12 protein-coding genes are annotated in these 13,393 nt (G+C 70.5%); 8 read left to right on the forward strand and 4 right to left on the reverse strand.

All coding sequences use genetic code 11. The features are described from left to right. Positions 1-93: 93 nt before the first annotated feature. Both AB0J66_RS36820 and AB0J66_RS36825 read left to right on the forward strand, forming a co-directional pair. Positions 94-753, forward strand: a complete 660-nt coding sequence (locus AB0J66_RS36820) for an HAD hydrolase-like protein (RefSeq protein WP_364671066.1) — start codon at positions 94-96, stop codon at positions 751-753. A gap of 28 nt (positions 754-781) precedes the next feature. Further along, positions 782-1,963: a spore photoproduct lyase family protein gene (locus AB0J66_RS36825; RefSeq protein WP_364671069.1), complete on the forward strand. Its 1,182-nt coding sequence runs from the start codon at positions 782-784 to the stop codon at positions 1,961-1,963. A 1-nt stretch (position 1,964) separates the two neighbouring features. Here the strand turns inward: AB0J66_RS36825 and AB0J66_RS36830 are convergent, their stop codons facing one another. After that, positions 1,965-2,906 carry a DUF808 domain-containing protein gene (locus tag AB0J66_RS36830; protein ID WP_364671072.1) on the reverse strand — a complete coding sequence of 314 codons (942 nt, stop codon included), beginning with the start codon at positions 2,904-2,906 and terminating at the stop codon, positions 1,965-1,967. 291 nt (positions 2,907-3,197) lie between these two features. Between AB0J66_RS36830 and AB0J66_RS36835 the strand changes: the two genes are divergently transcribed. Both AB0J66_RS36835 and AB0J66_RS36840 read left to right on the forward strand, forming a co-directional pair. Then, entirely contained in the window at positions 3,198-3,503 is a 306-nt protein-coding gene (locus AB0J66_RS36835; protein ID WP_364671074.1) for an STAS domain-containing protein, read from the forward strand. A 70-nt stretch (positions 3,504-3,573) separates the two neighbouring features. After that, positions 3,574-3,951, forward strand: coding sequence for an ATP-binding protein (locus AB0J66_RS36840; RefSeq protein ID WP_364671077.1), 378 nt, complete (start codon positions 3,574-3,576; stop codon positions 3,949-3,951). Here AB0J66_RS36840 and AB0J66_RS36845 read toward each other — a convergent pair. Together AB0J66_RS36845 and AB0J66_RS36850 are read right to left on the reverse strand one after the other, a co-directional pair. Next, on the reverse strand, positions 3,946-4,245 hold the full coding sequence (locus AB0J66_RS36845) for an STAS domain-containing protein (RefSeq protein WP_364671079.1): 300 nt from the start codon (positions 4,243-4,245) through the stop codon (positions 3,946-3,948). The genes AB0J66_RS36840 and AB0J66_RS36845 overlap by 6 nt on opposite strands. Beyond that, the gene (locus AB0J66_RS36850; RefSeq protein ID WP_364671081.1) at positions 4,242-8,270 is read right to left on the reverse strand and encodes a SpoIIE family protein phosphatase; all 4,029 of its coding nucleotides are present in this window, start codon (positions 8,268-8,270) and stop codon (positions 4,242-4,244) included. Before AB0J66_RS36850 ends, AB0J66_RS36845 begins: the two co-directional genes overlap by 4 nt. A gap of 289 nt (positions 8,271-8,559) precedes the next feature. On the opposite strand from AB0J66_RS36850, the gene AB0J66_RS36855 reads away from it, so the two are divergent. The 3 genes from AB0J66_RS36855 to AB0J66_RS36865 all read left to right on the forward strand — a co-directional run bounded on the left by AB0J66_RS36855 (position 8,560) and on the right by AB0J66_RS36865 (position 11,534). Continuing rightward, complete coding sequence (locus AB0J66_RS36855; RefSeq protein WP_364671310.1) at positions 8,560-9,279, forward strand: RNA polymerase sigma factor SigF; 720 nt, start codon at positions 8,560-8,562, stop codon at positions 9,277-9,279. Between the two features lie 66 nt (positions 9,280-9,345). Then, positions 9,346-9,498, forward strand: a complete 153-nt coding sequence (locus tag AB0J66_RS36860) for a hypothetical protein (RefSeq protein WP_364671084.1) — start codon at positions 9,346-9,348, stop codon at positions 9,496-9,498. A gap of 236 nt (positions 9,499-9,734) precedes the next feature. Beyond that, on the forward strand, positions 9,735-11,534 hold the full coding sequence (locus AB0J66_RS36865; RefSeq protein WP_364671087.1) for a DUF6461 domain-containing protein: 1,800 nt from the start codon (positions 9,735-9,737) through the stop codon (positions 11,532-11,534). Between the two features lie 376 nt (positions 11,535-11,910). On the opposite strand, the gene AB0J66_RS36870 is transcribed toward AB0J66_RS36865, so the two are convergent. Further along, positions 11,911-12,393: a hypothetical protein gene (locus AB0J66_RS36870; RefSeq protein ID WP_364671090.1), complete on the reverse strand. Its 483-nt coding sequence runs from the start codon at positions 12,391-12,393 to the stop codon at positions 11,911-11,913. Positions 12,394-12,581: 188 nt separating this feature from the next. On the opposite strand from AB0J66_RS36870, the gene AB0J66_RS36875 reads away from it, so the two are divergent. Beyond that, on the forward strand, positions 12,582-13,355 hold the full coding sequence (locus tag AB0J66_RS36875; protein ID WP_364671092.1) for a DUF4184 family protein: 774 nt from the start codon (positions 12,582-12,584) through the stop codon (positions 13,353-13,355). Positions 13,356-13,393: the final 38 nt, after the last annotated feature.

Below are 13,393 nucleotides of genomic sequence, written 5' to 3' on the forward strand. Positions count from 1 at the left end.
CCGGCCGAGGCGCCGGCCCGGACGTGCCGCTCGGCTGCTTCCTGCTGGTGGTCCTGTGGCCGCCGGCCCGGCGGTTCTTCGTACGCTTACCCCGTGATCAAAGCAGTCATCGTTGACGTCGACGACACGCTGTGCCTGACCGAGGCGGCCTCGTTCGAGCTGGAGAACGAGGTGCTGGCGCGGATGGGGCGGCCTCCGATGACCCGCGAGGTGCACCTGGCGACGTGGGGCGAGACGCTGCTGGCGGCGATGCCGCTGCGGTCGCCCGGCGTCGATCTGGAGCTGTTCGCCGAGCTGTTCCCGGTGCTGCATCAGCGCTACCTGGCCGAGGGGCGCCTCGACGTCATCCCGGCCGAGAACCTCGCGGCGCTGGACCGGCTGGTCGAGAGCGGCTGCACGATCCTGCTGCTCACCTCGCGCACCGAGGCCGAGGTGCGGCATCTGCTGGCGCCCGATCATGTGCTGGCCGGGCGGGTCACCGGGGCGTACCACCAGGGCAACACCCGCTTCCGCAAGCCGGACCCGCGGGTCTTCGACGAGCTGCTGGCCGAGACCGGCCTGCGGGCCGAGCACTGCGTCTACGTGGGGGACTCGCCGGGGGACGCGGTGGCCGCCGGGGGAGCGGGCATCCGGTTCGTGGCCTGCCTGCAGAGCGGGGTGCGCCGGCTCGACGAGTTCGACCCGCGGTACGTGACCGCGTCGGTCGACTCGTTCCCCGAGATCCCGTCGGTGATCCTGGCGACCGCGGCGTAGCACCTCCCCGGTGGGGTATCTGGGCGGGGTGAGCGACACAGTTGACCTGGCCACCACCCTCGCCCCGGACGCGCCGGCGGCGCCGCACAGCGCCAGCGGGGAGCAGGTCTGGACGCACGACCTGAGTGACGTGGCGCTCCCGGCCCGGCCGGTCCGGCGCTGGATGCCCAAGCGCGTGGTGGCCACGCCGGCCGCCTACGACCACCCGCACGGCCTGCGGATCATGCAACGGCTGGGGGAGCTGGGGCTCGAGGTGGAGCGGCTCGCCGCCAACCGGCTCACGGGCGTACGCGGGGAGACCGACCGGGAGACGTACGCCCGGGCCAAAAGCACCCTGGCCATCGTGGTCAGCCCGCCCGCGCGCCGCAAACTGCAGCCGATCGCGCCCAGCGCCGACTGGCGTTTCGACCTGGCCGAGGGCTGCCCGGCCCACTGCCAGTACTGCTACCTGGCCGGTTCGCTGTCGGGCCCGCCGGTGACCCGGGTCTACGCCGACCTCGACGACATCCTGGCCGGGCTGGCCGGCTACGCGGGCCGGGGCACGATCACCTCCCGCAAGGCGGCCCGCCGCGACGAGGGCACCACCTTCGAGGCGTCCTGCTACACCGACCCGCTCGCCCTGGACCACCTGACCGGCAGCTGGCGGCGGGCCGTCACATTCTTCGGCGAGTGGGCGGCGCCGGTGCAGCTGCGCTGGACCACCAAGTTCGACGACGTCGGCGGGTTCGTCGGGCTGCGCCACGAGGGCCGCACCCGGGTCCGGCTCAGCGTCAACTGCCTGCCGGTGACCACCCGCTTCGAGGGCGGCACGGCGCCCCTCGAAGCCCGGCTGGCCGCGCTGCGCCGGCTCGCGCTCGACGGCTACCCGGTCGGGCTGACCATCGCGCCGATCATGGCGGTGCCCGACTGGCCCGATCATTACGGGGCCCTGCTCGACGCGATCGCGGCCGCGGTCGACGGCGTACCGGATCTGGACCTGACGGCCGAGCTGATCACGCACCGGTTCACCCCGGGCAGCAAGGAAGTCCTGCTCGGCTGGTACCCGCGGACCAAGCTCGACCTGGACGAGGAGGGCCGCAGCCGCAAGCACGGCAAGTTCGGGGCGGTGAAGTACGTCTACCCGCCCGAGACGATGCGTGAGCTGCGCGGCTGGTTCGAGGCCGAGATCGCCCACCGGATCCCGGCCTGCCGCATTCTCTACTGGACCTGACCTACGCGGGCTCGTGCTTGGGCTCGGCCTTGCGGCGGTGCAGGGTGAAGGTCACGACCACCACGATGACCGCGCCGACGATGATGCCCAGGATGGCGCTGGCGATCGTGTTGACCAGCCAGCCGACCAGGCCGCCGAGCGCCCCGGTGGCGTCGTGCGCCGCCTCCTCCAGGTGGTGCACGAACTCGTACAGGAAGTGCAGGCCCAGCTCGTCGGTGCCGACCAGGATGATGTGGCCGCCGACCCAGAGCATGGCCGCCGTGCCGATCACGGTCAGCGCCGTCAGGACCTTCGGCATCGCCTTGACCAGGCCGCGGCCGAAACCGGCGATCGCGCCCGGCAGCTGCGACAGGCGCAGCCCGGCGTCGTCCATCTTCACGATCAGGCCGACCGCGCCGTAGACCAGCACGGTCATCACCAGCGCGACCACGGCCAGGATGGCCAGCCGGCTCCAGAACGGCTCGTCGATGACCTCGTTCAGGGTGATCACCATGATCTCGGCCGACAGGATCAGGTCGGTGCGCACCGCCCCGGAGATCAGCGACTTCTCGTCCTTGGCCGCCTCGTCCTTGCCGTGCGCGTCGTGGTGGGCGATCTTCGCCCAGACCTTCTCCGCGCCCTCGAAGCACAGGTAGGCCCCGCCGAGCATGAGGATCGGGGTCAGCAGCCACTCCACGAACTGGCTGAGCAGCAGGATGGCCGGCAGGATGATCAGGAACTTGTTGCGCAGCGACCCCAGCGCGATCCGCTTGATGATCGGGAGCTCACGCTCGGCGGCCAGCCCCCGCACGTACTGCGGGGTCACCGCGGCGTCGTCGATGACGACCCCGGCGGCCTTGGCGCCGGCCTTCGCGGCGGCGGCGCCGACGTCGTCGACCGACGCGGCGGCCGCCCGGGCCAGCACCGCCACGTCGTCCAGCAGGGCTACGAGTCCTCCGGCCAAGGAACAGTCCTTCCGTTCAGTAAGGGCTGAGTGAGTGCGCGCTCATTGTTCCCCAGAAACCTGCGAGTCATGTCACGGGCCTCGACGCGGTATCCCCGCCGGGCCGGCCGCGGTAAAGTGGGATCGCTTTTGTAAGCAGTCGGGTTCTGCGGCCCTTAGCCAGGCTCTCCTCTCGGCACCGTCCCTCACGACGGTCAGCGCGAAATGATCAGTTCGATGGAAGAGTCAGCCTGAAAGGGCTTGCTGGATATGACTTCGCATGATGCCGCTTTTGCACCGGGTCATCTGGTCATGACCGTCCTGGCCGACGGCAGCGTGGACTCCCTGGTCGCCCTGGGCGGCGAGATCGACATGGACAACGCCCCGCAGGTCCGGCAGTTCCTCACCGGGATGCTGGAGCGCGACCGGCCCGGCCGGCTGCTCATCGACATGCAGGACGTGACCTTCCTCGGCTCGGCCGGTGTCCACGCGCTGGTGTACTGCCAGACCGACGCCGACCGGCTCGGCAGCCGTGTCGAGCTGCGCCGGCCCCGCCCCCAGGTCCGCGAGGTCCTGCAGATCTGCGGCGTCACCGAGATGTTCAACCTGCCCGGCTGAGCCGCATCCGTCGTGGACGTCCCGCTGTCTCAAGGTGTGCTTGCGGGTACAGCGGGTACAGAAGCCGGTCATGCAGGCGTTGCGGTTGCCGTTCGATCACCGGACCGACACCGCTTCGCTGCGGCACGCCGCCCACGGATGGCTGATCTCCTGGCAGGACGGCGACGTCGTCGAGGACACGCTGCTGGTCATCACCGAGCTGGTGCAGAACGTCGTGCAGCACACCGGCGACGGCGGCGAGGTCGCGCTGACCGGCAACGGCCAGGTTCTCGTGGAGGTGTTCGACCACAGCCGCAACCTGCCCCGCCTGATCGGGCCCGACCCGCGGCGCCTCGGCGGGCGCGGCATGCTGCTGGTCGACGCGGTCAGCGACGAGTGGGGCAGCCGGCTCACCGCGACCGGCAAGGTCGTCTGGGCCCGGCTGCCGGTCAAGCCCGCGGCGTCATGACCTCACCGACGTGACATCGTCCAGGCCGACCACGGTCAGCAGCGGCGCCAGCAGCTCCGAGGCGACCAGCCGGACCCGGTCGACGTGCGGGAAGACCACGGCCAGGCCGGCGCTGTCGATGTACTCGACCCGGCTCAGGTCGACCACCACCGGGCCGGCCCCGGCCTCGGACAGGGCCCCGTCGAGGGCGGCCGAGAACTCGGCCGCGTTGCTCATGTCGACCTCGCCGGTGACGGCCAGCACGGTCGCGCCGTCGGCGTCCCGGCTGGTGGCGAAGCTCAGTACGGTGCTCATCGGGGAATCCTCGCTTGCAGGCCGACGACGGTGCCCGCCGCGCCGGTCGTCACGGTCACTTCGGTCATCAACGCCCGCATGAGCGTCAGGCCACGGCCCCGGTGCGGGTTCTCGGCCGGCCGCGGGGTCTTCCACCGGCCGCTGTCGGTCACGGTCAGCCGCAGGTAGTCGGCGGTGGCCGCCGCGCGCAGGCTGATCCACCCGGCCGGGCCGTGCCGGTGGCCGTGCTCGATCGCGTTGGCGCACGCCTCACCCGTCGCGACCAGCACGTTCTGCGCGGTCGTGGGGTCGATGCCGGCCCGGGCGAGCCAGCCCCGCAACGCCGAGCGGACCGTGGCCAGCCGGGTCGACTCGGCCGGGAAGTCCAGCTCCAGCGGGCCCGGCTGACGGTAGAGCAGCAGCGCCACGTCGTCGTCGTAACCGCCCTCGGGGGCCATGCTCTCCATCACCTCGGTGGCCAGCTCCTCCAGGGCGGCGCCGCGCCCCCGCTGAATGGTGCCGGCCACCCGTTCGATGCCGGCGGTCAGCGGCCGGCGGCGCCGCTCGACCAGCCCGTCGGTGTAGAGCAGCAGGGTGGCCCGGCTCGGGACCGTGTAGCGGGCCTCCGGCCGCTCGATGGCCGAGCGCACCCCGAGCGGGCGGGAACGGCCCTGGTCGAGCAGGTCGATCGTGCCGTCCGGGTGGGTCACCACGGCCGGCGGGTGACCGGCGCTGGCGTACGCCAGATCGCCGGTGCCCGGGTCGAGGACGGCGCAGAAGACGGTGGCGCACATCGCGCCGGGCAGCTGCACGGCGAACCGGTCGAGCGCGGTCAGCGTCTGCGCCGGGTCGATGTTCTGCAGCAGCAGGGCCCGGCAGGCGCTGCGCAGCTGCCCCATCACCGTGGCCGCCTGCAGGCCGTGGCCGACGCAGTCGCCGACCACGATGCCGATCCGCTGGTCGGGCAGGGCGATCGTGTCGTACCAGTCGCCGCCGACCTTGAGCGGCCGGGTCGCGGGGGAGTAGCGCACGGCGAAACCGGCGGGCAGCTGGGCCGGGCCCAGGATGGCCCGCTGCAGCGCCAGCGCGGTCTCCCGCTGCTGATCGATCTGATGGAGGCGGTGCAGCCCTTGGCCGAGGTGGCCGGCCAGCAGGGCCAGCAGGGTTCGGTCCTGCTCGGTGAAGGGCCGGTTCTCCCCCAGCTGCACCCACAGCGCCATCGTGCCGTCCGGGTGCTCCAGCGCTATCCCCGCGCCCCCGGACTCCTCCGCCACCGGCGTGAGCAGCGCTTTGTCGCGTACGGCGAGAAGCCTTTGCCGTTGATCCTCCGGCAGCCCCTCCCAGCGCAGGGCGGTGTCGGTCGCGGTCGTCACGACGGGGACGCCGGCGCCGGTGAAGACGGCCGCGGAGACCTCGGCCGCCTGCCACAGGCCGCGCAGCTCCTCCAGCACGGCCGGCAGCGTCCCGGGCAGGCTCTCGGCCTCGGACAGGCGCAGGCTCAGGGCGGCCAGGGCGCCCTCGCGCTGCACCGCGTAGTGCTCGGCGGTGACGTCGCGGAACGTGCCGACGATGACCCGCCGGCCGGTGTCCGGATCCTCGACCTGGTTGAACGAGGCGGCCACCCACAGCACGTGGCCGTCGCGGTGGGTCACGGGGATCGTGTACGAGCCGTGCGTCTGATCGACCAGCAGCGCGAACGCCTCCTCCACCTGCCGGTACCCGTCCGGGTCGGACGCCGGATCGGGCCACCACGGGTGCACCGGGGCATAGGGCAGCTGCTCCGGTCCGTACCCCAGGATCTCGGTGAAGGTGGGGTTGATCTCGATGACCGCGCCCGCCTCGTCACAGACGAAGAACGCCTCCTGCAGCGAGTCGATCAGCGCCGTGCGCCACCGGGCGTGGTGGTTGCGCAGACGGGCCAGTTCGACATTCGCCCGTACGCGGGCCAGCAGCTCAGCCGAGGAGAAGGGCTTGACCAGATAGTCGTCGGCGCCGGCCTCCAGCCCCTCGATGGAGGCTTCCTGCCCGGCCCGGGCCGACAGCAGCAGCACGGGGGTGCTCGCGGTCCGGGAGTCGCCGCGCAGCGCGGCCACCAGCTGCAGGCCGTCCAGCCGGGGCATCATCACATCGCTGATGATCAGGTCGGGGTTCTGGGCTCGGGCCGCCTCCAGCGCGGCCCGGCCGTCGGCCACCGCCTCCACGTTGTGCCCGGCCGAGCGCAGCAGCCGGGTCAGGTAGTCGCGCATGTCGGCGTTGTCGTCGGCCACCAGCAGCCGGGCCCGGGCGTGGGTGGCCTGCCGCGGCGTGGGCGTGCCGTCCTCGCCGCCGCCGTCGGGCAGCCAGCGCAGCGCCTCCTGCACGTACGGGTCGGCGGCCGGCGAGACCGGGGCCGCGGACCCGGCGGGCACGATCGCGCTCGCCGGCAGATGCTCGGCGCCGAAGCGCAGCCGGATGGTGAAGGTGGCGCCCTCGCCGAGCGTGCTGTCGGCCCTGATCGTGCCGCCGTGCTGCTCGACCAGCTCCTTGACCAGGGCCAGGCCGATGCCGCTGCCCTCGTTGGAGCGCGACTGGGCGTTCTCGATGCGGTGGAAACGCTCGAACAGCCGGGGTAGCTCCGCCTCGGGCACCCCGATGCCGGTGTCGGCCACCGTGACCACCGCCGCGTCGCCCTCGGCCCGCACGGTCACCCGGATGCCACCGGTGAAGGTGAATTTCAGCGCGTTGCTGAGCAGGTTGAGGATCACCTTCTCCCACATGCCGCGGTCGAGCAGGACCGGCTCGGGCAGCGGCGGGCAGTCCACCTTGAACGTCAGCCCAGCCCGCTCCACGGCCGACTCGAAGACGCTGGCCAGCTCGGCGGTGGCGGCGGACAGGTCGACCGGCTCGTAGCGGGCCTGCATGCGGCCGGCCTCGATGCGCGAGAAGTCCAGCAGCGTGTTGACCAGCTTGCCCAGCCGCAGCGCGTTGCGCTGGATGACGTCGAGCTCGGCCCGCGTCTCCGGATCGCCCGCCCGGTCGAGCAGATCCTCGACCGGGCCCATGATCAGCGTGAGCGGAGTCCGGAACTCGTGGCTGATGTTGGAGAAGAACGCCGTCTTGGCCCGGTCGAGCTCGGCCAGCTCCTCGGCCCGGCGCTGCTGCGCCTCGTAGCTGCGGGCGCTGGCGATGCCGGCCGCGACGTGCCCGGCGGCCAGCTCTATGAAGCCGCGGTAGCTCTCGTCGAGGGCGCGGAACCGGTTGAGACCGGCCACCATGAAGCCGTACGGCGAACCGCCCTGTTGCAGCAGCGGCACCAGCAGCGCCTGGCCGTCGTCGAGGGTGACCAGCTCGGACTCGCCGCGAGCGACGGCCTCGACCGGCCAGCTTCTTCCATTCTGATCGACGCCGGTCGATGTAGTTAACCGTGCCGTGCCGTCCTCTGCGAAGAGGTAGATGTGGGTGAATGGCAGGTCCTTGCGGTTGCGGTCGAGCTGGGCGGCCGCGAAGGACAGCATCTGCTGCTCGGTGCGGATCGCGCTCGGGTCGGAGCCCAGATCGCGCAGCGTCGTCATCCGCCGCTCGCCCAGGACCCGCTCGGTCTCCTCGCTGACCACGCAGAGCATGCCGACCGTGGCGCCCTCGTCGTCGCGCAGCGGGCTGTAGGAGAACGTGTGGTAGCTCTCCTCCTGGTAGCCGGAACGTTCGACGAACAGCAGCAGCGCCTCGTCCCAGGTCGCCTGGCCGGTGGTGAGCACGGTCTCGATCCGTGGGCCGATGTCGCCCCAGATCTCGGCCCACACCTCGCTCGCCGGCCGGCCGAGCGCCCACGGGTACTTACGGCCCAGGGTGTCGCGCCGGTAGGCGGCGTTGCAGAAGAAGGTCAGTTGCGGCCCCCACGCCATCCACATGGGAAAACGGGAGGACAGCAGGATGCTGACCGCCGTCCGCAGGCTTTGCGGCCACCGCTGCGGGGAACCCAGCGGGGTGGACTTCCAATCCACGGCCGCGAGGTCATGACCGACCTCACCACCACCGGCGAACACCTCCGCCGCCGACGCCTCGCTCATCGTCTCGAAGTCTCCCCGGGTCAATTCCTGCAGCTCAGCAAAGATAACCGGACCGGCTTATCAACCTTCCGGCCGACCCGTCCTACCCATTCGTCGGCGGTTGTCACCCGAAAAGATGAGTTTGCCCCCTACTGGATCGCGGGCAATGGTTGCCCGCCGGTCGCGAAGATCCGGCCCCGCAGGAAAGGAGCACGGTTTCATGGCAGTCATCACCGCTTCGGCCCGCACCACCGGCACCGGCCAGGTCGAGGAGACCAACGCCGACGGCGCCGGCGAGCTGATCACGGCGATGGCCGCGATGCCGGCCGGCCACCCGTCCCGCGCGGCCCTGCGCGACCGGGCGATCGAAGCCTGGCTCCCGCTGGCCCGCCACCTCGCGCAGCGCTACTCCGGCCGCGGCGAGCCCACCGACGACCTGGTCCAGACGGCCACCGTCGGCCTGATCAAGGCGGTCGACCGCTTCGACGCCACCCGCGGCGTCGACTTCGCCGGCTACGCCATCCCGACCATCATCGGCGAGATCAAGCGCCACTTCCGCGACCGCACCTGGTCGGTCCGCGTCCCCCGCCGCCTGCAGGAGCTGCGCCTCTCGATCACCGAGGCCAACAACACCCTCACCCACACGCTGGGCCGCGCCCCGACGGTGGCCGACATCGCCGTCCACCTCGGCGTCACCGAGGAAGACGTGCTGGAGGGCCTGGAAGGCGCCCGCGCCTACAACGCGACGTCGCTGTCCACCCCCATCTCGGCCGACGGCTCCACCGAGCTGGGCGACACCCTCGGCGGCGAGGACAGCGAATTCGAGCTGGCCGAGACCCGCGTCGCCCTCGGCCCGGCCCTGGCCACGCTGGACGAGCGCGAGCAGAAGATCCTCACCCTGCGCTTCTACGGCAACCTGACCCAGTCGCAGATCGCCGACCAGGTCGGCATCTCCCAGATGCACGTGTCGCGGCTGCTGACCAAGGCCCTGACCAAGCTCCGCAAGCAGCTGTCGACCGAGGTCCTCTGAGTTTCTACTTGTCCACGCGCGCAGGGGCCCAGCCCCTGCGCGCGTTCGCTTTCTCCCGGAGGCGTCATGGCAACGTGCAACCTGTGCCCGCCCGAAAGCCGTGAAGTGCCCGACGACGAGATGGCGGCCCACCTGAAGGCCGTGCACCCCGAGGTCGACGACGACGGCACGCGGCGCTCGGACGACAGCGCCATCGTCCGGGAATTCGGCGAGGACTAGCGGGACCACGACCTCGCCTCGCCTGCTTGAGAGCGCGTTGCGGGCCGGAGGGGATTCGAACCCCTGGCGGGGCATGGCGCGCCAGCAGCCCCACACGAGCATGACGGCGGCCGCCACGCCAGCCCACCGATATGCCGCTGTCCGGGAAGCGGTTGCGCTTCCCACGTTCCTAGCCGTTTCACGATCGGCTTCGCAAACCCACATACCCGGTAGATGGGTTGAGGCAGGCTGGGTGTGTGGTTGCGGAGGACTATGCGTGGGCGATCGAGTCGTACGCGTTGAACCTGAATTTCTGCCTCACGTTCGTGCGGGGGCTCGAGCCGGACGAGGTGATCGCGCGGCTCGGCGGCGCGGACCCGGTGCCGATCGTGTCGGCCGAGGCGGCCCTCGGGGCGGCGGAGGCCGTGCAGGAGTGGGTCGACCAGAGCGGTGGCACCCACTCGACTGAGCTTGACTTCATCGCGGTGACCCGGGCCGGCGACTGGGCGATGATCATCGAGCCGAACGGGTTCCTCTGCACCGACGACGCAGTGGTCCGGGTGCTGTCCGCGGGCGGCGAGATGGTGTCGTTCTACTACAACGAGAACACCACGCCCCAATTCGCCTGGTCGGTCGGCGGCGTCACGGTGGTCGCCTTCGATCCCGGCAGTCCGGCCTATCGGCACGGCATCGATCGCAGCCGGCTCGACCCGCTGCTGGTGGAGGTCGGGTTTGGGCTCGATGACGAGCGGCAGGACTTTGACCAGGAGTTTCAGCAGCGCACGCTCGCGCTGATGGAACGGATCACCGGCGTAGGGTGGGATGCCGCCTTCCTGGAGACCGCGACGTTCCGCTGCGCCGGCGTCGCCGGGGTGGGCTGCCGGGTCGAGCCCTGGTACGCGGAGGTCCGCGAGGAGCTGGCGGCATACGCCGAGGATCCGGGCGAGTGGATCGACGACGATTTCGATCGGTGGGGTGAGCGTGGGGTCACCGACCGGAGGGTGAAGGCGCTCGGGTCGGCTGGGACGAGGCTCTACGAGGAGGACCGCGAACTCGCCCTGGCGATCGCGTACGCGCCGGAAGAGCTGATCGGACGCATGAGCGAGTGGGCGTGGGAGCGCCCCTTCCGCGCCGCCGGGATCCTGGACGAGCCGTGGCTGGCGCCGATCCGGGAGCGGGTGCGCCGTGGTGAGGTGGTGCCGCCGGAGGATGTTCGGCTGGTCGAGGAGCAGCTGGACCCGTACCTGCGCACGGTGTTGCCGCCGTGGCTTCGCGACGACGAGGGTCAGCGGAGCAACATCGCGCGAGGGCTGGTGGTGCAGTGGGACTCGTACGGCCCGGCGGCCGACCTCTGCTGGGCGTTCGCCCGGGCCGAGGGGGCCGGAGGCGGTTCGTGGCCGGAGATGTTCGCCGCCCTGCGCCGGGATTTCCCCGAGCTCGGTGAGATCGTGGCCCCGCCACCACCACCGCCGCCTCCGGAACGGGACGCCGTGCGCCGCAAGCGTGAGGCCCAGGAGCATCAGGAGGAGCAGTGGCGGCTGGCCGACCTGAAACGCACATGGGGCGGCCGGATCCCGTCGAATCCGCGGCTGCTGGAGCCCGAGGTCTCGGCGCGAACGCTCGGCCTAGTTCCGTACGACCGGGCTCTGATCGACCTGATCGCCGACGCTGAGCCAGCGGACCAGCGGAGGATGGCCGTCTGGGCGGCCCGGTACTGCTGCACCCGATCCGGCCTGATCGCGCGCGACTGGGCCAAGGCCGGCCTGGATGCCCTCGAGAACGGTGATCCGCCGCCGCCGTGGTTCGCCGACCACGATGCCGCGTTCGCCCGCCTGTTCGACGTCCCCCGGGAGAGCATCACCCACACGGCCAGCCTCTCGATCGGCGATGCCGAGCCGACGCCGCGGATCGATCCGGAGATCCTGGCGACACACACAGTGGTGATGGCCCGCGACGCCGACCCACTGATCGCGGCGATGGACACCGTCCGCAACGCCGTCGTGCTCGACCCCGACTCCGCCCCCGTCGCCTTCCGCGCCGCGTTCGGTCGGTCATAGCCGGCACCCCCATTCGGAGCGGGCAAGATGTCAAGGCCGCGACAATCGGCCTCCGTCATTGATCAGGTGGCCTCGCCGCCGGTTGGATTGGCTGCTGGCGCTGGCGCGTTGGGAAGGAAACCACCGTGCGGGGTTCTGGCATCGAGCGGGCCTACCACCCGGAGGCCCGAGGACTTCATCGCTGTGTACCGGAAGGCCAGCACTGGCGCCGCGGGCTTCGAAGATCCACAGACTGAGCAGGTTCAGCAACGCGATCAAGGCGAAGTCATTCTTCGCGTGACGGCTCTCAATGCCGCCGATCGGCTTGACCCGGCCTAGCCTTGCGCCGTCTGAGGCGCGCTGTCGGCGGCAGATCAGTGCGGGAGTCCGTCTTGGCTCACTCGTCGAACCCGATGACGATCCGGACTTCGTCTGGGGCACCGAACGCGGCCAGTATCGTCAGCCGCTCAAAGAAGTACGGGGTAAGAAAGTCGCGCAGCCGAAGCTGTTCGCCTTCACCCTCGCGGGCCGGTGCGGTGCCGAAGACGCTGTCGCGGCGACGGCGGTCCCAGAAGACCTGGTCGTAATCGTAGGTTTGTAGTTCGGCCAACGTCAGCCACGATGTTGAGAACAGGTCCGCCCGCCATGAGTCGAAGTCATCGCCGACGACGTCGAGGTCGACGGGCAGGCCACGAGGTTGGGCGATCACTGGTGAGTGCGAGTAATTACGGACGTCGGCCAGGAAGCCAAAGATCCGGTAGTCCGGGTGTTCGAAGACTTCGCTCGTCCGGTCACCGTTCGAAGCCGGGAACGTCTCACGAACGCGCTTCCAGCGACCACCGCGGCGAACCTCGACAGCTGTGTGAATGTCGGCTACCACAACATCGATTCTTCAGCTGCCGTCGGACGGCTTCAGCCGTTCCGCCAAACACGTCCGCTCGACCCGAGGTCGCGCACGGATCACGGCAGATGTGCGCGCTGGCTGGTTAGGTGGGTGCCGTCTGGCTTATTCGGCTGGCCACGGTTTGCCATCGACTTCAGTTAAGACTTGCTCGTCTAAAATGCGGAATGCCTTTCACCCCGGTCCATCCGGCCGCAGTACTTCCCGTCGTGGGTCGCGGGCTGGCGGGCTCCGCCCTCGTGATCGGCGCCATCACCCCAGATCTCCTGATGGTGTCGCCCTTTGCGGCGCCGGTCCATTTCGCGCACACGCCGCTGGGCCTGGTGACCCTGGACCTGGTTCTCGGCACCGTCGTTTTCGTACTGTGGCAGGTGCTGTTCGCTCCGGCGGCCATCGCCCTGTCACCACGCCCACTGTCCGCCCGCTTACCAGCCGACGTTCCGAGAGGAATCGCGTTCCACTTCACCCGTGAGGATCGTGGCGTTCGCGTCCTCATAGCCGTCCTGATCGGCGCGGCGACCCATCTGGCCTGGGACGGCATCACCCACGACTGGATGTGGGGTCCCAGGTACGTTCCCTGGTTGGCGTCTCGCCACGGCTCGCTGATGGGCTGGCAATGGATGCAACACATCAGCGACACCGCCGGAACGGCGATCGTCATCGGGTGGGTCGTCGCCTGGTGGCGTCGTGCGCCCGTGCGCGCCCGAGTCGACGTTCTACCCTCGCGGATCCGCCTGCTCGCGTGGTCGGCGATCCTCGGCCCGGCAGCCACCGGCTTCCTGCACGGCCTGCTCACCGGATCTCTGTACCTGGCATTCTCCCGAGGCGCCGCGCTGGGCGCCGTCGGCCTCGTCGCCGTCGCCACGATCTGGCGCCCGCACACGCGCCGAACAACCACAGCCGGCATAACCAGCATGGGCTCACCGGCAGATCACCCATAGTCAACAAACTTCGCCGAAACTCCCAGCACACCGGCGCA

This window comes from Actinoplanes sp. NPDC049598 (genome assembly GCF_040675435.1).
In the GTDB taxonomy this organism is placed as follows: Bacteria; Actinomycetota; Actinomycetes; order Mycobacteriales; family Micromonosporaceae; genus Actinoplanes.